17 protein-coding genes are annotated in these 20,019 nt (G+C 43.3%); 7 read left to right on the forward strand and 10 right to left on the reverse strand.

Features of this window, described 5'->3' with window-relative positions; genetic code table 11:
• Positions 1 to 93: 93 nt before the first annotated feature.
• Together IDJ76_RS06535 and IDJ76_RS06540 are read left to right on the forward strand one after the other, a co-directional pair.
• A complete protein-coding gene (locus tag IDJ76_RS06535) occupies positions 94 to 1,059 on the forward strand; it encodes a GLPGLI family protein (RefSeq protein ID WP_191161967.1) in 966 nt (321 codons plus the stop codon).
• Positions 1,056 to 3,728, forward strand: a complete 2,673-nt coding sequence (locus tag IDJ76_RS06540; RefSeq protein ID WP_191161969.1) for a TonB-dependent receptor — start codon at positions 1,056 to 1,058, stop codon at positions 3,726 to 3,728. The genes IDJ76_RS06535 and IDJ76_RS06540 overlap by 4 nt, the downstream gene beginning before the upstream one ends.
• 91 nt (positions 3,729 to 3,819) lie before the next feature.
• On the opposite strand, the gene IDJ76_RS06545 is transcribed toward IDJ76_RS06540, so the two are convergent.
• Positions 3,820 to 4,446: a LysE family translocator gene (locus IDJ76_RS06545; protein ID WP_191161971.1), complete on the reverse strand. Its 627-nt coding sequence runs from the start codon at positions 4,444 to 4,446 to the stop codon at positions 3,820 to 3,822.
• A gap of 141 nt (positions 4,447 to 4,587) precedes the next feature.
• Here IDJ76_RS06545 and IDJ76_RS06550 point away from each other — a divergent pair, with 141 nt between their 5' ends.
• Together IDJ76_RS06550 and IDJ76_RS06555 are read left to right on the forward strand one after the other, a co-directional pair.
• Positions 4,588 to 5,514 (forward strand): cobalamin-binding protein, encoded by a 927-nt coding sequence (locus tag IDJ76_RS06550; protein ID WP_191161973.1) that lies wholly within the window; start codon positions 4,588 to 4,590, stop codon positions 5,512 to 5,514.
• A 79-nt stretch (positions 5,515 to 5,593) separates the two neighbouring features.
• Positions 5,594 to 8,149 carry a family 20 glycosylhydrolase gene (locus IDJ76_RS06555; RefSeq protein ID WP_224746216.1) on the forward strand — a complete coding sequence of 852 codons (2,556 nt, stop codon included), beginning with the start codon at positions 5,594 to 5,596 and terminating at the stop codon, positions 8,147 to 8,149.
• Between the two features lie 28 nt (positions 8,150 to 8,177).
• On the opposite strand, the gene IDJ76_RS06560 is transcribed toward IDJ76_RS06555, so the two are convergent.
• The 6 genes from IDJ76_RS06560 to IDJ76_RS06585 all read right to left on the reverse strand — a co-directional run bounded on the left by IDJ76_RS06560 (position 8,178) and on the right by IDJ76_RS06585 (position 13,222).
• Positions 8,178 to 9,245, reverse strand: a complete 1,068-nt coding sequence (locus IDJ76_RS06560; protein WP_191161975.1) for a DUF2157 domain-containing protein — start codon at positions 9,243 to 9,245, stop codon at positions 8,178 to 8,180.
• Positions 9,246 to 9,389: 144 nt separating this feature from the next.
• Entirely contained in the window at positions 9,390 to 10,340 is a 951-nt protein-coding gene (locus IDJ76_RS06565) for a bifunctional riboflavin kinase/FAD synthetase (protein WP_191161977.1), read from the reverse strand.
• Positions 10,341 to 10,409: 69 nt separating this feature from the next.
• Positions 10,410 to 11,126, reverse strand: coding sequence for a tRNA pseudouridine(55) synthase TruB (gene truB / locus IDJ76_RS06570; protein ID WP_191161979.1), 717 nt, complete (start codon positions 11,124 to 11,126; stop codon positions 10,410 to 10,412).
• A 94-nt stretch (positions 11,127 to 11,220) separates the two neighbouring features.
• Complete coding sequence (locus IDJ76_RS06575; protein ID WP_191161981.1) at positions 11,221 to 12,015, reverse strand: undecaprenyl-diphosphate phosphatase; 795 nt, start codon at positions 12,013 to 12,015, stop codon at positions 11,221 to 11,223.
• Positions 12,015 to 12,269, reverse strand: a complete 255-nt coding sequence (locus tag IDJ76_RS06580; protein ID WP_191161983.1) for a DUF3098 domain-containing protein — start codon at positions 12,267 to 12,269, stop codon at positions 12,015 to 12,017. The genes IDJ76_RS06575 and IDJ76_RS06580 overlap by 1 nt, the downstream gene beginning before the upstream one ends.
• A 74-nt stretch (positions 12,270 to 12,343) precedes the next feature.
• Entirely contained in the window at positions 12,344 to 13,222 is an 879-nt protein-coding gene (locus IDJ76_RS06585) for a cell division protein FtsX (RefSeq protein ID WP_191161984.1), read from the reverse strand.
• Between the two features lie 246 nt (positions 13,223 to 13,468).
• Between IDJ76_RS06585 and IDJ76_RS06590 the strand changes: the two genes are divergently transcribed.
• Entirely contained in the window at positions 13,469 to 13,720 is a 252-nt protein-coding gene (locus IDJ76_RS06590) for a hypothetical protein (protein WP_191161986.1), read from the forward strand.
• Positions 13,721 to 13,726: 6 nt separating this feature from the next.
• On the opposite strand, the gene IDJ76_RS06595 is transcribed toward IDJ76_RS06590, so the two are convergent.
• A complete protein-coding gene (locus tag IDJ76_RS06595; protein WP_191161988.1) occupies positions 13,727 to 15,529 on the reverse strand; it encodes an ABC transporter ATP-binding protein in 1,803 nt (600 codons plus the stop codon).
• Between the two features lie 98 nt (positions 15,530 to 15,627).
• Entirely contained in the window at positions 15,628 to 16,380 is a 753-nt protein-coding gene (truA, locus tag IDJ76_RS06600; protein ID WP_191161990.1) for a tRNA pseudouridine(38-40) synthase TruA, read from the reverse strand.
• 110 nt (positions 16,381 to 16,490) lie between these two features.
• Between truA and IDJ76_RS06605 the strand changes: the two genes are divergently transcribed.
• Entirely contained in the window at positions 16,491 to 16,958 is a 468-nt protein-coding gene (locus IDJ76_RS06605) for a DUF4293 domain-containing protein (protein WP_191161992.1), read from the forward strand.
• On the opposite strand, the gene IDJ76_RS06610 is transcribed toward IDJ76_RS06605, so the two are convergent.
• A complete protein-coding gene (locus tag IDJ76_RS06610) occupies positions 16,955 to 17,824 on the reverse strand; it encodes an alpha/beta fold hydrolase (protein ID WP_191161994.1) in 870 nt (289 codons plus the stop codon). The two genes, IDJ76_RS06605 and IDJ76_RS06610, sit on opposite strands and share 4 nt — an antisense overlap.
• Positions 17,825 to 18,101: 277 nt before the next feature.
• On the opposite strand from IDJ76_RS06610, the gene IDJ76_RS06615 reads away from it, so the two are divergent.
• Complete coding sequence (locus tag IDJ76_RS06615; protein ID WP_191161996.1) at positions 18,102 to 19,967, forward strand: DEAD/DEAH box helicase; 1,866 nt, start codon at positions 18,102 to 18,104, stop codon at positions 19,965 to 19,967.
• The last annotated feature ends 52 nt before the right edge of the window (positions 19,968 to 20,019 follow it).

Genomic DNA, 20,019 nt, shown 5'->3' on the forward strand with positions numbered 1-20,019 from the left:
TAAAAACTACGAATTAATCGTATAAAAACTAATCAATTAGTTATATTTGTGATATAGTTAAAAAGAAACCTTAATTTTTAATAGATCACAAGAATGAAAAACCTATTTATTTTATCCGTTTGCCTTTGCTTATCAACATTGGCTGCTACAGCCCAAAAGCCCGAGATGGCAAAAGCTGTAGTACATTATAAATTTACCCACATCCGCGATACTACCGCTAAAGACAAACCATATACCGAAAACATGGTCCTCTTTCTAGGCCAAACCGCAAGCGTTTATAAAAGTTACGATAAAAAGTTACAGGACGCGCTGATGCGCAAGCAAATAGAAACGCAAATGGCCGAACAGAAGGGAAACGGCGGCCCCATGAATATCAAGGTAACAAGCAACAAACCAACCACCCGTGCAGAGTTTTACCAGTTTGCGGCAGAGGGTAAGCTGATGCGTAAGGAAACGCTCATTACCCCGTACCTGATCGTTGAGCCAATACCGGTTATCAACTGGAAGATAAGCACAGATACCGCCAGTTTCGGCACCCTGCATTGCCAGAAAGCCACAGGCCATTTTAAAGGCCGCGACTATACCGCCTGGTTTTGCCCCGATCTGCCTTTCCGCGCAGGCCCGTGGAAACTGAACGGATTGCCGGGGTTGATAGTGGAAGCCTACGATACCAATAAAGAAGTGGAGTTTAAGTTTGATGGTATAGAGCAAGTGGTGGCAACTGATAAACCCGTCGTAGCAGCGGCCCCGCCGCAAGGGCCGGGTACAACCGTTGTGCGTTTTGGTAGCATGGATGATGATATTGACCCGAACCTGATAGCCATACCTACCAATGCGGTAAAAACAACCGACAAAGAGTTTGCTAATTTGCAGGCTGCTATGAAAAAAGATCCACAGGCGTTCATGGCAGCAATGGGTGGCGGCGCAAATATGAGGCCGGGGGGCGGTGCAATTACCGGTAGTTCAGCTTTTAGTGGCGACCGTATGGTAGTGAACGTGAACAGTGGCACCAGTGGCCCTGTAAATAACAATCCCTTAGAGCTACCTGAAAAGAAATGAGCAGGCTAAATAAACCTATCGGAGCATTCATTTTTTGTATGCTGTGCTACGGCTTTGCCTTTTCGCAAAGCATAAGGGGCACCGTAACGGATAGTTTGGGCAAAGGCATCTCGTACGCCGGTGTAAACCTTAAAGGCGGTGGCAGCCTCATCATTGGCTATACCACCACTAATGATAAAGGTGCGTTTACGCTAAGCATCCCCACAGATGCGGATAAAAATAACCTGCAGGTCGAGGTAAGCTGCGTAGGTTTTAAAAAGGCCATTAAGCCGGTTGGCAGCTTTACTATGCCGTATAACTTTAAAATGTCGCACGCGGTGAGCCAGCTTCAAACGGTAGTGGTTAAAGATAACAAGCCCCGTTTACGTGCCCATGGCGATACGTTGGATTATAAGGTATCAGATTTTAGCAATCCGCAGGATAGGGTGATAGGCGATGTGATCAAAAAGCTGCCCGGTATAACTGTAGATAAAGATGGTAAGATTAGTTACAACGGGAAAGGGATCTCTAACCTGTACATCGGCGGAGATAATTTATTGGATGATAAGTACAACATTGCTACCAGTTCTATCCCCAATGGTGTGGTTGATAAGGTACAGGTAATGGAGAACCATCAGCCTATAAAAATGCTGAAGGATAAGGTGGTGAGCGAGGATGTAGCCCTGAACCTAACTATGAAAAAAGATGCCAAATTACAATTGGTAGGGCAAGAAACTTTAGGTGCAGGCTTACCGGATAAATACTATGCCGATATAAACGCTATGGCCTTTAAGGATAAGTACAAAGCCATCAATTATCTGAAGGTAAATAACACTAATTATGACCTGGCGGGCGATATTATCTCGCACAATTACAGCAGTTATTTAGCCCGGTTAGATTACGACAAACCCGGCACCGTATTATCGTTAGGTACAGCCGGCGACCCTGACTTGCCGCGTAACCGTTATCTTTTTAACCAGGCAGGCATCATTAACCTAAATAATTTAGTGAATGTAAAAAAGGATGTGCAACTGCGGGCAAACCTCTCGTACCTGCACGATACGCAAAAGCAGATTTATACCAAGTTCAGCGAGTTTTATTTGCCAAATGATACTATTCGCTACGCAGAGGCACAAAACAACCGCCGTCGCCCCGATTATCTGCACACCCAGTTGGGGTTAAACATCAACAAGGATAAATACTACCTGACGGATAATTTTATTGCCGACTATACCAAAAATACGGGCTACTCGGCGTTGGTAGCTAACGGTACACCGGTTAACCAGGTGTTTAAAGACAATATCATGGATCTCTCTAATGAGTTTAATTATATGAACACCTTTAAATCTAACAACATAATTGAGCTTTATAGTTATGTGAACAGGTCTATCGAACCGGAGGTCCGCACTATCGACCCCGGATTAAATCCTGATATCTTTAACAATAATGTTGCTTATAAGCAACTTACCCAAACGGTAGATGTACCTACCTGGTTTACAAATAATTATCTGGGCTATAAGATCCCCGGTAGCAATATCACCCAAAGTTACAAGGCGGGTTTCAGTTTACAATCGCAAACGCTGCGGTCAAATTTAAGTTTAACCCAATTAAATAATTCAACCAACCTGGTATCAGACAGCGCGGTTAATAACCTGGATTGGTCTAAAAGAAAGGTCTATGCCGAAGCAGGCTATGATATCCCCGGCAATATCTGGAAGCTGAGTATCAGCCTGCCTTTAAGCTATATGAACATCAGTTACAGCGATGGCAACTACAACCTCAACAAAAGCTTGGACAGGCTATACTTTAACCCGCGGGTAAGCATCAAGTACCAAAGCGGTATCGAGAACTTTTTCGCGCTGGGTTATAATTTCCGTAACGATATCGGTAGCATCCAGGATGTGTACAACGGCTTCATCCTTAAAAACTACCGCAGCCTGTACGCCAACAACGCCGACCTTACCGAACGCAAAACACAAACGGCCAATCTGGGCTTTAACTTTCGAAAGGCTATCACGCTGTTCTTTTTCGGGGTGAACGCTGCTTACACCCATCAAAATGCTAATAACATCGCGTCGAGCATTATTACCAATAATATCCAGCAAAGGATAGTGCTACCGTACGATAATAACATCGATACCTGGTCGGGCACTGCAACCATCAGCAAATATGCATTCGCTATACGCACCACATTTAGTGGCGGCCTTTCTATACAAACCACTAAGTTGAACCAGATCCAAAACAACATTGTTTTGCCATACAATACGGTTTCAAAAGCCGCCAACATCGGTGCCGAAACCAAGGTGAGCAGCAAGGTGAATTTTAGCTACCGCGCAGGGTATGATCAAACGGTGAGCAAATCGTCGGCAGTGGCTACATCGAGTAAGTTTGAAAGGCTGATCCAGCAGGGTTCGGTTAGTTATATTGCGACCGATAACCTTTACTTCAGCCTATCCGGCGATCATTATTACACCCATCAGCAACAGTCAAACGATTTGAAATATATGTTTGCTGATGCCAGTGTGCGCTACAAATTAAAGAAGGTAAAAGCCGATGTTGAATTAAGCGCGCAAAACCTGTTCAATACCACAACCTACAGCGCGTTGTATCTATCTGCAAATACATTTACCCAAAGCTCGTACACTATACCCGGCCGCTTTATGCTGGCTAAGCTTACGTTTACCCTTTAATTCCCTACACCTACCTATACCTTATCATGACAAAACACCTTACCGGAATTTCCGGTTAGTCGTTTTATTATTAAGAACCTGATATGATTTTCTAATGGTGCTTAAAGAACACCAGGTAGATCTGCTTGAAAATATGATAGGCCGCAAATGCGAAGAACAGTAAAGCAATACTGATGTTAATTACCCTGGCACTTAGGGCGAATTTATCCTGTAAATACTGGGCAAACTTTGCATACAAAAACAGAGCGATAAATGCCCCTGCTGCCGAGCCGATACTGAATATGACCAGGGCCAACCGTCCGTCTTCTATCCATTGGTGCGTGATGAGGTAAGTGCCCGTCACCATCCAGAAAGGTATTTGCATAGGGTTTAAGAAGCCCAGTAAGATGCCATATTTAATACTGGCATGCTGCGAATAAGTGGTTTGTTGTGGCTTATTACGATTGATCCAGGTGATAGTGCCCAATGTACCGAAAAGCACTACCATTACCCAGTCGATAATAGTGTCCAGCTTAACCTCTTCAGAAAGCCACTTGGCACCCTGCATTACTAAGTAGGTAAAAAAAAACTCAACGCAGCTGAACGCGATGATAAACTGCAGGGCCTGCTTCATCCCCCGGTTTATGGTGATCTGAACCAGCGTTAAATTGATGTTGCCGGGTGGTATGTAGCCGATAAAGTTGGCTATAATCCCGATGAAAAAGGTTAGGAATATCATTTTGCCCAAAGATAATATTTTACCGGGCAAATAAATAAGACACATTTTTACGCTAATAAGGCTTGCGGCACTCTGCCTTTGCAAAATAGATTTCCATTAATTCGCATATTTGCACATCAAAAAATCTGCACATCTGAATTTATGTCTGCTAATAAAATCATATCCTTACTCCCGGCCGCTACCGAAATTGTTTGTGCGCTTGGCCTGCAAGATCAACTGGTAGGCCGCTCGCATGAGTGCGATTATCCGGAAGGTGTGAAAAGCCTGCCCGTTTGTTCTGAAGCTAATTTTCCGGATGGCATGAGCAGCATGGAAATTGATGTGAAGGTTAAAGAGATCCTGTCGGATGCTTTGTCGGTTTACACCGTAAAGCGCGAAGTGATCAAACAACTATCACCAGATGTGGTAATTACCCAGGCACAGTGTGAAGTGTGCGCCGTGTCGTTACCCGAGGTGGAGCAGGCTCTGGATCATTATTTAGACAAGCCCGCTCAGATCATTTCATTGCAACCTAATAGTTTACAAGATATTTTTACCGATATCCAAACCGTGGCAGATACTTTGGATGTTACGGAAGAAGGTGAAAGGTTGATAGAGGATTTGACCGAGCGGGTAGACATCATCCGCCATAAGCTGAAGTTTATAGAGACAAAACCCACCGTTGCCTGTATTGAATGGTTGGAACCGATGATGATAAGTGGTAACTGGGTGCCCGAGCTGATAACCATTGCAGGCGGCGTACCCATATTGGCACAAGCCGGTAAACATTCTCCGTACGTGGATTGGGCAGATATTAAGGCGCAGGACCCCGACGTGATCCTGCTAATGCCATGCGGGTTTTCTATTGAACGCACCATGCGCGAGATCTTCATCCTGCTGCAGCAAGAGGATTTTAACGATCTGAAAGCGGTAAAGAACAACCAAATCTATATTGCAGACGGCAACCAATATTTTAACCGCCCCGGCCCACGGATAGTAGACTCAGTAGAGATCCTGGCCGAGATTATCCATCCCAAACAATTTATATTTGGATACGAGGGCGAAGGTTGGGTGAAATTTGCACTTTAAAAAATATTTTAAAAAGTAGTGCTTAGATATTAAAATATAAAATTACCTATATTTACGTCTCACAAACCTGAATATAGCTATGGGCCGTTACCTGAAACCGCTGTTTGCATTCATTATGTTATCACAAACAGTTGTGGTGGCTGCCAAACCTGTTTTTGATGCAGCGAAGCTTTCCATTACCTGGGAGGTTGTTGATAATAACTATCAAAATAAGCAAATGGCATTAACGGCCATTACCATCACTAATAACAATCAATCGGCTTTCCCGGCTGCGGGATGGAAGATCTACTTTAACTCATCACGCAATTTTTTGCCTAACGCCCCAAGCGGCACTGCTACCATCAAGCCTATCAACGGCGACTTATACAGTATTACGCCTACCAATAAATTTATCACCATTAAACCCGGCGAAAGTGCCCGGATCGAATACGTTTGCGAATCGCCGGTGGTGAATTTTACCGATGCCATTGAAGGCCCTTATTTGGTTTGGGACGCCGAGCCCACCAAAGGTTACCTGCCTGCAGATTTTGTGGTAAAACCATTCAGCCCTAAATATGATGGATTGATCACCCCTGCAATTTTATACAATCAAAACAAAACCATTCTGGATATCCCGGCAAAGCAACTACAAAAGATCATCCCCACACCATTAAATTATACCGAGAACAGCGGAAATTTTACTATCAGCAATACCCTTAACATTATAAGTGATCCATCATTTGAGAAAGAGAAGGCTTACTTTATTACCGGCATCGAAAAGTTGTTAGGCAGCAAGATTACCAGCACTGCTTCGGGTAAAAAAATCATCTTTAAAAAAATAGGCGGTTTAGGCCCCGAAGCCTACCGGCTGTTTATTACACCCGAAGCAATGACCATCAGCGCGTCAACTCCGGCAGGGTTGTTTTACGGCATCCAATCGTTCAAAACGGCTATCTCGGGCGATTATTGGGAGAAGCCTCAAGCCAGCATTGCCGTGCCTTGTTTGGATGTTACCGACGAACCACGCTTCCCCTATCGCGCCGTGATGCTGGATGTAGCCCGTAACTTTCAAAGCAAACAACAGGTTTTAAAGCTCATAAACCTGATGGCGGTTTATAAACTGAACACCCTCCACTTGCACCTAACCGACGACGAGGGCTGGCGGCTGGAGATCCAGTCATTACCGGAACTTACAGCAATAGGATCAAAACGTGCGCACACGCTGGATAGTAAGGCCTTTCTGCCAGCATCCCACGGCTCGGGCCCCGAGTTTTCAAATGCTGCCGGTACAGGCTTTTATACTAAGGCTGATTACATAGAGATCTTAAAATACGCCACTGAGCGCCATATAACCGTATTGCCAGAGATAGAGACCCCCGGCCATGCTCGCGCCTCCATTAAAGCGATGGATGCCCGTTATAACCGGCTGTTAGCCGTTGGCGACAAGATAGGTGCAAGCCGCTATCTACTGCGCGATCTGAATGACCAATCCGAATACCGTTCGGTGCAGTACTGGAATGATAATGTAATAGATGTTTCCCTGCCATCAACCTATACTTATGTGGAAACGGTAGTGAACGAGTTGGCTACCATGTACAAAGAAGCAGGCGCGCCATTGCCTGCCATCCATTTTGGCGGCGACGAGGTACCTGCCCACGTTTGGGAAAAATCGCCTGCTTTTGCCACCCTCAAATTATCGCACCCAGAAATTAAATCGACCAATGATCTCTGGTATTATTTCTACGGGCGCGTAAACGACATCCTGAAAAAGCGTAACATTAAACTGGCCGGCTGGGAAGAAATGGCCCTGCGCAAAACTACATTGGATGGGCACCCGGCTTACGTGGTTAACCCGCAATTTTTAAACGATAACCTACAGGTTGATGTTTGGAATAACGTGCTGGGCGACGGGCAGGAAGACTTGGCCTATAAACTGGCAAATGGTGGCTACAAGGTTGTACTTACCTGCGTTACCAACCTGTATTTCGATATGGCCAATTACAAATCTTTCGATGAACCGGGTTATTACTGGGGCGCCTATTTAGGGATAGACAAGTTCTTTTCCTTTATCCCTTATGATTACTTTAAAAATGCAGATGTTGATAAGAACGGCCGCCCGATAAACCGGAGCCTATTCATCGGCAAACAACGTTTAACGGATTACGGTAAAGATAACATTGTTGGTTTACAAGGCGCGTTATGGGGCGAAACTGTAAAAACGCCCGAGCGGATGGATTACATGATCTTCCCGAAGCTGATAGGCCTTGCCGAGCGTGCATGGGCTAAAGATCCCTCTTGGACCACCGAGCGTGATACCGCCAAAGCCCGCCAGTTATACAACCAGGACTGGAGTAAATTTCTGAATATTTTAGGCAAACGTGAGTTGCCGAGATTAGCTTATTACAACGGTGGCTACAGTTTCCGGATCCCTAAGCCAGGGGTGATTTTGCAGGATGGTAAATATATCAGCAATATTCAATTCCCGGGGATGATCATCCGGTATACCACAGATGGCACAGAACCAACTGCTACCAGCAAAATTTACAAGGAGCCCGTTAGCGCAAACGGTGGTTTAGTTAAGTTTAGGGCATTTGATGCACAAGGCCGTGGCGGCAACACTGCCGACGGTGAACCGAATGAAAAGTCAGGGGTTTAACTCGATAAAATAATGACGTTTAATTTAGCTATGCGTCGCCTTCTTTTAGTGTGGGTGCTTTTGTATTAATGTTCCAGATCTTTTCGGCTTTGCGGCCAATGAGCCAGAATGAGGCCGCCAGAATAGCGAAAAACACCGTTTTGTTGGTATGGTCCCAAAAAAATTCAAAGTATTTGGTGTACAGGAATATAATAAGGAAGGTAATGCCGAACTCCCTGGCAACAACATCTTTATTTTTCAATCCGTAGAGCAAGAAACCACCTGCTACTATCGCCGAGATAATTCCCCAGTAAAAAATACTGATCTGTTTGATCTGCCACCAGGTATCTAAACTACCGTAGTTGCCAAAAATACTGAATAGCCAAAGCGACATAAACAGGTACAGCATTCCTACCACGTAGGTCAATTCCCAAAAGTTAGCGAACCATTTTTTGTTCTTTAACAGGTGGCAAGCCGCAACCAGCACTAATCCAAACAATATAAAGCGCAAAGGATAGTTCATACCCAGGAAATACAAAGCCCATTTGGTTTGATAACCTGTTTCGGTACCAAACCAGCTACCTAACGATACCAGCGCAAACAGCCAGATCATCCTGGAGCCCATGCGCCAAGCCAAAAAGCCATATACAAATACCGACACCAGGAATAAAAGGGAATAATGCCCAGAGCCGTTATCGAAGGTTTTGCCCAGGTATGCAATGCAACAAGCTGTAAATAGCACCCCGGTAAAAATGATCGCTTCGTTACTGAACACCTGTTCGGCGAAACGCTTTTCGCGCACACGGCCTATATAAAACATACCGGCAGCTGTTGCACCGCACAAAATGCTGATCACAATATCAGGTGTATAGTAAAGATTTTGCAGCAGTTTAATAACGGCATCGTCAACTATTAATGAGCCTACGGCCACTACGCCGCATATCAACGCCACCCAAAAAGAATATTTGGCTAAGCGCATCCAGTCGAAACCTTTTACCTCATAAGAAGTGCGTAATTTATTTGCCTGCCCGGCATCAATTAGATTGTTCTTTTCCCAATGAGCAATGGTGCTATTCAAAAAATCACTTTCCTGCCTGTCGAGGTTTAATTTAGCCATTGGTTAATTGATAGCGGTTTACTCAAATCTATTGAATTATATGAAAGTTTGGAAATGCGGATTAGAAAAAATTGATCTGCGTATCGATTGTACAGGTAGTTAACCCCTACTTGCACTCCTGTGGTGAGGGAATTATAATAACACTTAAGTGTTAAACTGCGGGCGGTCCATTATTAAAAGGGCCTGTACATCTTCTTTATCTTTTCCTAACTGTACAACCAATTCGTCCAAAGAAGCAAATTTAATATCCCCGCGTACATAGTGCAGGAATTCCATGCGGAGTTCTTTGTTGTAGATATCGGCATTAAAATCAAAAATGTTAACCTCTATATTACGGGTCATGCCGTTAATAGTAGGGCGGTGACCGATGTAAGCCATCCCTTTATACTCTTTGCCTTCAACCAATACCTTTACAGCAAAGATCCCATCAGACGGGATCAGTTTATAACGCTCTTCTACCACTAAGTTAGCTGTAGGGTAACCCAACGTACGGCCTATTTGATCGCCGCGGATAACTTTACCTGTAATAAAGAACGGATAACCCAGGCATTCGTTAGCAATGTCGATATCACCCTCCAGCAACGCCTTGCGGATGCGGGTAGAGCTGATGGCTACATCGTTAATATCCTGCTCGGCTATCTCTACCACCTTGTAACCGTATTCGGGCGCTAATGCCAGCAGATCCTCCAAGCCACCCTGTCGGTCTTTACCGAAACGGTGATCATATCCTATCACTATTTTTTTGGTGCCTATCTGGTTAACTAAGATATCGCGAATGTATTCTTCGGCAGATTGGTTGGAAAAATCACGGGAAAAAGGCGTGATGATCAGATGGTCGACCCCCATTTGCTCCAATAGCCGGGCCTTTTCGGCCATGGTAGTGATCAGTTTGATCTCCTCATCTTCGGGGTGCAATATCATCCGCGGGTGCGGGAAAAAAGTAAGGATAACCGTTTCGCCGCCTGATGCCGCTGCCAGTTCCTTTAGCCGCGCGATAATCTTGCGGTGGCCAATGTGCACACCATCGAAAGTACCGATGGTAACCACCGCATTTGCAACAGCCTTAAAATCGTCGATATTGTTATAGATCTTCATCTTTAGATTACACAAAGGTATAAGGACAACGCAGAATGCAGAATGGTTTTGCTAATTGATGTGTAAAATTTACAAGACGGGGTTTTCAAGCGCCTTTGCTTTAAGCGCACGGATGGTGTCAACAAGTTCTAAAACTTCATGCGCATCTTCAATCCGGTAATTGCCGCTGCGGGTACGTCTTAAAGCCGACATGTATGCGCCATTATTTAAGGCCTTACCAAAATCGTTCACTAAAGAGCGGATATAAGTTCCCTTGCTGCACACCACCCGGAAATCTACCTCGGGTAGCGTTATGCGGGTAATTTCAAACTCAGATATGGTTACGTTGCGAAGGCGCAGCTCTACTTCTTCGCCGCGGCGGGCCTTTTCGTACAGGCGCTCCCCATCTATTTTAATGGCAGAGTGCGCGGGCGGGTATTGCTGAATGTCGCCTGTAAATTGTGTGGTCGTTGCCCTGATCTGCTCGTCAGAAATATTATCTGTGCTAAATTGAGCTTCCGGCTCGCTCTCCAGGTCGTAGGTTGGTGTTGTGGCACCTAACACCATTGTACCGGTATACTCTTTATCCTCGGCCTGGAAGGTGTCTATCTGCTTGGTCATTTTACCGGTGCAGATGATGAGCAGCCCGGTAGCCAATGGATCGAGCGTGCCTGCGTGGCCTACCTTTAATTTTAGCGGCTTAAATGAATTGCGAATTTTGCCCACCACATCAAAGCTAGTCCACTCGTAAGGTTTATTAACCAGTAAAAGCTGGCCGTCGGCAAAATCTTGAATGGAGTTGAACATGAACCGTGATTAAGGGGATTTGTAGGATATTTGGATTTAACAGGTGGCTTTCAGATAAAATCTATCGATCCTTAAAATCAGTTGAATCCCGATATTAGATTACCTGCAGATTATGACCTGACAGGATTAAAATAATAATCACACCACCCACTAAAATTCGGTACCAGCCAAATAATTGAAAACCGCGCTTCTCTAAAAAGGTGATAAAGGTTTTGATGGCCAACAGTGCAACCACAAACGCAATAACGTTACCGATAGCTAAAAGCTTAATTTCTTCGCCGGTAAAAACGTGGCCTTCTTTGTAAAAGTCATACAGTTTTTTGGCAGTTGCAGCAAACATAGTAGGTACCGCTAAAAAGAAGGAGAATTCGGCAGCTGCCTTACGGCTAAGTTTTTGGCTCATGCCACCAACAATTGTAGCAGCCGAGCGTGATGTACCCGGGATCATGGCCAAACATTGAAAGAAACCGATCTTTAATGCAGTTAAATAAGTGATTTCCTTTTCTTCCTTAACCTCCGGCTGGTTAAACCATTTATCAACAAATAATAAAATGATACCACCCACAAAAAGTGTAATACCTACCGTTAAGGCACTCTCTAATAAAGCATCTATCTTTTTACTGAACAGCAACCCGAATATAGCTGCAGGGATAAAGGCAACTACCAGCTTAAAATAAAAATCGAGCGTTTGGAAAAAGCGTTTAAAATATAAAACCACTACCGATAGGATAGCTCCCAGCTGGATAGCAATGGTAAATAGTTTTACAAAATCGTCACTCGCTATACCCATTATGGATGATGCGATGATCATGTGCCCGGTTGATGATACCGGCAAAAATTCTGTTATACCCTCAATGATGGCCAGAATGATAACGTGAATGATATTCATTAGTTAGCTGATGGCTTTTTTAAGATAGCGTAAAATCCTAAGCCAAAACCTGCCAGCACTACAATGGGTGCAATAACAATTTTTGTGGTACTATAAATATCTGTTGTGCCGCTCATTAATACAAAGCCAAACGCTACAATAGCGATACTGGCAATTAGCAAGCGGTAATTTTCTTTACCAAATATAAATTGTACCGGCGTAGATACTGGGGTTGTTTTTGTTGTAGTTACTGGTTTAGCAGGTTGTTGTGCCATTTCTTTTAATTTTTGAATTGCCGAATTTGTGTCCCGATAGTTATAGGAATAGTTATTGTTATAAAAATCTCTGACTATCTGTATAAATCGTATATTTTTAAACGTAAAAACTTGTTTACCGCCAAAAAGGTGCTAAAAGCTGATATAAATATGCCAAGGATTATAACCCCTGAAAAAACAATTGCAAATTCTGTGCGCGTTTGTAAAATCACCAAATCGGGAATTTGATTATTAGCCAAATACAATGTACCGATAAGGATCACAATTGCAATTAATCCGCCAAGCAATCCATGCCATATACCATATAGCAAGAACGGTTTGCGGATAAAACCTTTGGTTGCCCCTACCAATTGCATTGATTTGATCAGAAAACGCTGTGAATAAATAGCCAGCCTAATGGTATTATTGATCAACGCCACAGACAGGATCACGAAGATCCCCGCAAAGGCAACTATGATCAGGCTGATTGAGGTAAGGTTAGCGTTCATCTGATCTACCAGTGATTGCTGATATTTAACCTCTTTAACCAGTGGGTTTTTTAGCAGGTCGGCTTTAAATTTATCAATGCCCGCATTATTGGCGTAATCGGCCTTTAAATAAACATCTAATGATTGCGAAAGTGGGTTATACCCAAGGAACTTTACAAAATCTTCACCCAGGTCCTTTTGCAGGTTGCGGGCGGCTAACTCTTTACTTACATACTGGGTTTGCTTCACCATTATATTGGCATCCAGTTGCTTTTGTAACTGTAGTACATCAGTTTCATGGGCAGCGTCGTCCATAAATATATTCAGCACGATATTCTCTTTCACATAACGTGAGAGGTTATTGGCATGTACCAATATCAAACCTAACAGGCCTATCATTAACAAAACCATAGCTATACCAAAAACGGTTGATATATATATCGTTTTCACCTTTTTTGACGATTCGCTTGCTTCAAATTCTTCCATTCGTAATAAATATGTGGTGTGAGATTAGAGATTTGAAACCCTATATCTTAACTAACAATTTGCGAATTTAACAAACGCGCCCTAAAGGTAAAAGTTTACAGCGGATAATTAACAATAATTAACTGTCTGACGCTATTGAGGAATTGACACAATCCAGAAATTAATTGATTGATAGAATTTTGCTCGTGGTAGACTTTAAATCAATTAATCGTGTAAACTAATCTGCATGCTGCCTGTTATCAAAACATGATAACTCCAGCAAACGACCACGATAAACCATCACCATCTGACACACCCACCGAAAGGCCTGCAGATAACGGACATAAAAGCATTACCAAACGCGAGGACAACCAATACCACGCTGATGAACCCGAGCAGGAAAATATTGCCAAAAAATACGAGCAAGACGAACAGCCTGTGAACCCGGTAAAAAATCCGCCTAAAGAAAACCAGCCGGATGCATCTGACGATGACGACCGCCGATTAGAGTCTAAGTAATTACTCCTATGGCTTGGCTATCCCGGCGGAATTGAATTGCAGATCGTATAATTTACGGTAATAGCCATTCTCTATCCGGAGTAATTCCTGATGGGTGCCGCTTTCTTTGATCTCACCGTGGTCAAGTACGATGATTTTGTCTGCGTTTTGTATGGTTGATAAACGGTGCGCTATCACAATTGCAGTGCGGCCTTGCATGAGTTTATTGATGGCCTGCTGGATCAATAGCTCAGTTTCGGTATCTACCGATGATGTTGCCTCATCTAAAACCAGAATTGCGGGATTATAAACCAGCGCCCTTATAAACGATATCAACTGCGCCTGCCCTGCCGAAAGCGTAGCCCCGCGCTCCATTACGTTGTAATCGTACCCACCGGGTAAACGTTCAATAAAATCATGCGCGCCAACATCTTTGGCTGCTTTAATTATTTCTGCACGGGTAATATCCGGGTTGTTCAGGCTAATGTTATTTGCAATGGTATCGGTAAATAAAAACACATCCTGTATTACCGTTGCTATTTTGGAGCGAAGGTAGCTTGTTTTGTACTCGCGGATGTCCACACCATCAACCTTGACCTCACCTTTACCAATATCATAAAAACGGTTCAGAATATTTATCGTTGATGATTTACCCGCACCCGTTGCGCCAACCAAAGCCAGGGTTTCGCCGGGTTTAATGTGGAAATTAATATCCTTCAGCACCCAGTTTTCTTCGTTATAAGCAAACCAAACCTTATTAAATTCAATGTCGCCTTTTAACGCCGGCGGGGTTAAGCCCCCTTCGTCAACGGCCACTTCGTTGGTATCTAAAACTTTAAAGATCCTGTCGGCACCCACCATTCCCATTTGCAGGGTATTAAATTTATCGGCCAGTTGCCGTATCGGGCGGAAAAGCATGTTTAACAATACGATAAAACCGGTAATTACCCCGGGTGTAACGCCACCCGGCGATGCCGAAATACTGTGCATTTGCTGGTCGCTCAAGATCCTTTTACAGCCGTACCAAACCAACAGGGCCATACAGATGGCAAATAGGATCTCGACCACCGGGAAAAAGATAGAATAATACCAGTTAGACCGGATATTAGCATCCCTGTACTTTTCATTTACCGACCGGAACTTGCGCATTTCCTGATCTTCGCGGGCAAAGTATTGGATAATGCTGATGCCGCTGATATGCTCTGCCAAAAAAGTATTTAACTGTGCAACTTGCGTACGTACTTCCTGAAAGGATGATTTGATGGCTTCCTTAAAAACATAAGTAGATGCAAACAGGAAGGGCATCGGGATCAAAGTGATCAAAGCCAGTTTCCAGTCCTGCCATAGCATGTAACCGATAACGGCTATCACCAGCAGCATATCACCCATGATAGAAATTAGCCCTTCCGAGAAAATATCGGCAATGGTTTCCAGATCCGACACCGTGCGGGTGATCAGCATCCCGATGGGCGTGCGGTCAAAATATTTTAAGCGCAGACTGGTAATGTGGTTAAAAATATCAATCCGCAGATCTTTTATAACAGATTGCCCTAAAGAGTTGGTTAAAAACGTTTGATAATATTGCGCTATAGTTTGAATGATTAGTTGCCCGATCATCAATTCGATCATCAATACCAGCCCGTGATAATCGTTAGCCAGTATATATTTATCAAGCGTGAGTTGAATCAATATCGGCTGCGCCAGGGCAATAACTGCCAGGAAAACAGTAAGAAAGCCTGCCAAAACGAAGGTGCCGTTATAAGGCTTAACGTAGTGCATTACCCTACCCAGCAATTTCCAATCGACCGCTTTACCTGTAACTTCTGCCATTCTTCTTTATTTCGAATTTCGAATGTCCAATTTCGAAATTACTTTTATCTATTTTACCTGTTTTAAATCCGAAATCGAAAATCCGAAATTCGACATCTTTATAAATACGGATACTTAACCTCTGTTAAATATAAACCGCAGGCCGGCACACTCATACCGGCATTACTGCGGTTTTTACTTGCTATAATTGTACGTATACTTTCGGGGTGTATTTCGCCCTTTCCTACCATTATCAACGTACCTACAATAGCTCTAACCATATTACGTAAAAACCTGTCGGCCGATATTTTGAACACAATGCCGTTTTCGGTTTGTTGCCAAAACGCTTTTGCAATTTTACAATTATTGGTTTTAACCTGCGTATTTGATTTGCTAAAACAGCTAAAATCTGTGTATTCCATGACTATAGCCGCCGCCTTGTTCATCAGATCCAAGTCTGGCACATCGCGCGTTAACCAGGAATAATTATTTAAGAATGGATTTTTATCAAAATGGATATGGTACTCATACGATCGCAACGTTGCATCGAAGCGGGCATGCGCACCGGGATCAACGGGGATGATATTCTTGATGGCGATATCGTAAGGAAGCAAGGAATTAAAACTACGTTTGTCAATCTCATAGGGTCGGTCACCTATGGGCTCTACATCTAAATGCGCAAAATATTCTTTTGCGTGTACGCCCGTATCAGTACGCCCGCAACCCGTGGTTTCAATAGGCTGCCGTAAAAGGGTTGATAGTGCTTTGTTTAGTATCTCCTGAACGCTCACGGCATTTTGCTGCACTTGCCAGCCATGATAGTTAGTGCCATCATAACTTAGTTCAATAAAATACCGCTTATTAATTGCCACGGCGCAAAGTTAAGTTTTGTTTTAAGTTATAAAGGTTAAAAATGTTACCGCTTTACAATTGTATAATTGAATAACTGTTACATTTGCAAGAAAAAATCCTTAAAACTGCCATGCTACAAAGAATACAATCCATATACCTTTTATTTGCGTCATTAGTACTTTTCGGCCTATTTGCATTCCCGCTGGCACATAATATTTATGTAGATGGCAAACTGGTAAACGTATCCATAACCGGTGTATACGAAAACGTGAACGGCTTGGATAAACAACTTCAGGATTTTATGGCACTGGCGATTGTAACTGTTGTAGTTGCCGTGATGCCGCTTATCATTATCTTTTTATATAAAAACCGCAAGCAGCAAATAGCGCTTTGTTACAGCGCGATCTTAGTGCTTTTCGGCTACAGCTTTTGGATGGCGCAAACCGTTAAAAAAGTAGTTGGCGAAATCACTCTGGAGTACAAAAATATGGGGATAGGGCTGTTTTTAACGTCCTTGAGCATCGTACTCATCATCTTTGCGGTAAAGGCAATCCAACGAGACGAGAAATTAGTGAAATCGGCAGATAGGTTGCGTTAATTAAACCGGCCGTACTTATCAATCTTCCTGTAAGGATTCTTAAAGAAATCGCTAACCACCTGGTTAAAAAGATCATGATAAATAACAGGGGTAGAGTGGCCCGAGTTTGGCAAGATCCACAAGTATGACTTATTGATCGCTTCAGCAATCTTCATCGTATGTTCCGTGCGGATCACATCATGGTCGCCGCCAATAACCAGCGTAGGGCAAGTTATTTTCTTTAATACCTCCAATTTAATATTTGGCTCGAATGATAGCAGGTGCAATAATTTTACCTGGTTCTTTTGCTCGGCAGTAGGCGCCTTTATCTTTTTCATGGTATCGGCAGCGATCCTGTTTTGGTTCATTACCATTTTATACACAAATGGGTCTACGGCGGTGCTGTCCGGCCAAAGGTTGGCACCGGTAACTGCAAGTTTCTTTACCTTATCCGGATGGTTAATGGCCAGCAGCAGCCCTTCTATCCCGCCGTCACTCCATCCTATTACATTGGCGTCTTTTATTTTCAGATGATCCATCAAAGCGTTCAGGTCATCGCTCATCATTTCATAACTAATACTGTCTTTCCCATCGATAGATTTTCCCTGCGCGCGGCTATCGGCCAGTATCACCTGGTAATTTTTGGCAAAGTAGGGGATTTGGTAAACAAAGTTATTGATGGAGCCGCCATTACCGTGGATGATCAGCATCGGCTCTCCTTTACCGTAAACCTCGTAGTACATATTAAAGCCTCGTAGGTTTACATATTTACCAACTGCTTTATTACGGCCATACATGGTGGTGTCCATTGGCGATTTCTGGGCGAATGTTTGGCCAATGGCAGCTAAAATTAAAAAAGCAGTCAAGACAATTTTAAGGTGTTTCATGTGAGTGATTGTAAGTGCCTTAAAGATAGCAAGTTTACAGGTAACCTAATTGTTAATTAACGTTAAAATGAATTTACGGTGCGTATATGATTTTATCAATTCAATAAACAAACTAAAAAACCATTTAAAAAAAGCGCTGATTTTAAGACCTTTACAGTTTTAAACAGTCATAAATTTGCCATTATCATAAATTTGAAAAATGGCATTTGCTATTGCCGATATTAATGCTACCTTTGCAGCCGATTTGGCGATGTAGCCAAATACGTTATTTTAATTCATGAACCCATTTATTAATCTGGGAATCCGTCATGATATTGTTAATGCCATCTCTGAGTTAGGATTTGAAAATCCAACACCAATCCAGGAACAGTCAATTCCGGTATTGTTAACAGGCAGCAACGATTTTGTCGGATTAGCCCAAACAGGGACCGGTAAAACAGCTGCCTTTGGACTGCCGCTATTAGAACTGCTTGATTTCGAAGAAAATCATCCACAAGCGCTTGTTTTATGCCCAACACGTGAACTTTGTTTACAGATCACGAACGACATTAAAAACTACGCCAAAAACATGAACAACGTACACGTTGTTGCCGTTTATGGTGGTGCAAGTATTCAGGACCAATTACGCCAGATAAAGCGTGGTGTGCAAATTGTTGTTGCTACACCCGGCCGTATGCTGGACATTATTAACCGCAAAGCGATTGACTTTTCAAAGGTTAAGTTTGTAGTATTGGACGAGGCTGATGAGATGCTCAATATGGGCTTCCAGGAAGACATTGACAGTATTTTATCAACCACTCCTGACGAGAAAAAAACCTGGCTATTTTCGGCCACTATGCCTTCTGAAGTAAGAAGGATCGCTAAAAAATACATGGATAACCCTTTTGAGTTAACCATGGGTGAAAAAAATACCGGTAACGTTAACATCGATCACGAATACTACGTTGTTAGGGCCCGTGACAAATACGCCGCATTTAAACGTATTGTCGATAACAACCCGTCTATCTTCGGTATCGTATTTTGCCGTACCAAAATTGAAACGCAGGAAATTGCCGAATCACTGATGAAAGACGGTTACAATGCCGATTCTTTACATGGTGACCTTTCACAGCAACAACGCGATAAGGTAATGAAACGCTACCGCGAGCGCAGCCTGCAATTATTAATTGCTACTGATGTTGCCGCACGTGGTATTGATGTTAATGATGTAACACACGTTATTAACTACAGCTTACCCGATGAAATAGAAAATTACACCCACCGTAGCGGCCGTACAGCCCGTGCGGGTAAAACAGGGGTATCTATCGCTATCATCAACAGCAAAGAGTTAGGTAAAATTCGCCAGATAGAACGTACCATTGGTAAAAAGTTCATCAAGGCTGAAATCCCTACAGGGTTTGATGTTTGTGAGAAACAACTTTTTTCACTGTTACACAAAGTACATAACGTAACGGTTAACGAAGAACAGATCGAACAATACATCCCGCGTATCATGGATGAATTTAAAGATCTTGACAAAGAGCAGATCATTAAACGTTTTGCATCGTTAGAGTTTAACCGCTTTTTAGATTATTATCAAAATGCACCCGACCTGAATGCACCTGCAGATGACAGGATGCGCGATGGCGAAAGAGGCGAACGCGGAATGCGTGATGCCGGTGGCAAATCAGAATATACACGTCTGTTTATCAATTTAGGTAGTGTTGACGAATTTAACCGGGGTGATTTACTGGGTTATATTTGCAACAACTCTAAAATAAGCGGCCGCACCGTTGGTAAAATTGATGTTAAAGGTGTTTACTCATTCTTTGAAGTAAGCAACGGCGATGTTGACCAGGTAGTGAACAACTTTAAAGGCGTTGAGTTTAAAGGCCGCGAAGTGAGGATCGAAATATCTGGCGAAGGTACCAGCAGCCCACGCAGTGGCGGTAGCGAAAGACGTGAAGGTGGTGGTGGTTACCAGAGGCGCGAAGGCGGTAGCGGTGGCGGTTACAACCGTGACAGAAATAGTGGTGGTGGCGAAAGACGCGAAGGTGGTTTTAACAGGGACAGGAACAAAAGCGCCGGTAGCGGTGGTGGTGGTTTCCGTGATTTTTCTGGCAAACCCCGCGAAGAGCGCCCGGAACGCCGCAGAAGATTCTAATTTTAGTTAGTTAGTTTTCATAAGAAGCTTCGGAGTAGTTAACCGAAGCATA

The sequence above is a fragment of the Mucilaginibacter glaciei genome (genome assembly GCF_014773245.1).
Taxonomy (GTDB): domain Bacteria; phylum Bacteroidota; class Bacteroidia; order Sphingobacteriales; family Sphingobacteriaceae; genus Mucilaginibacter; species Mucilaginibacter glaciei.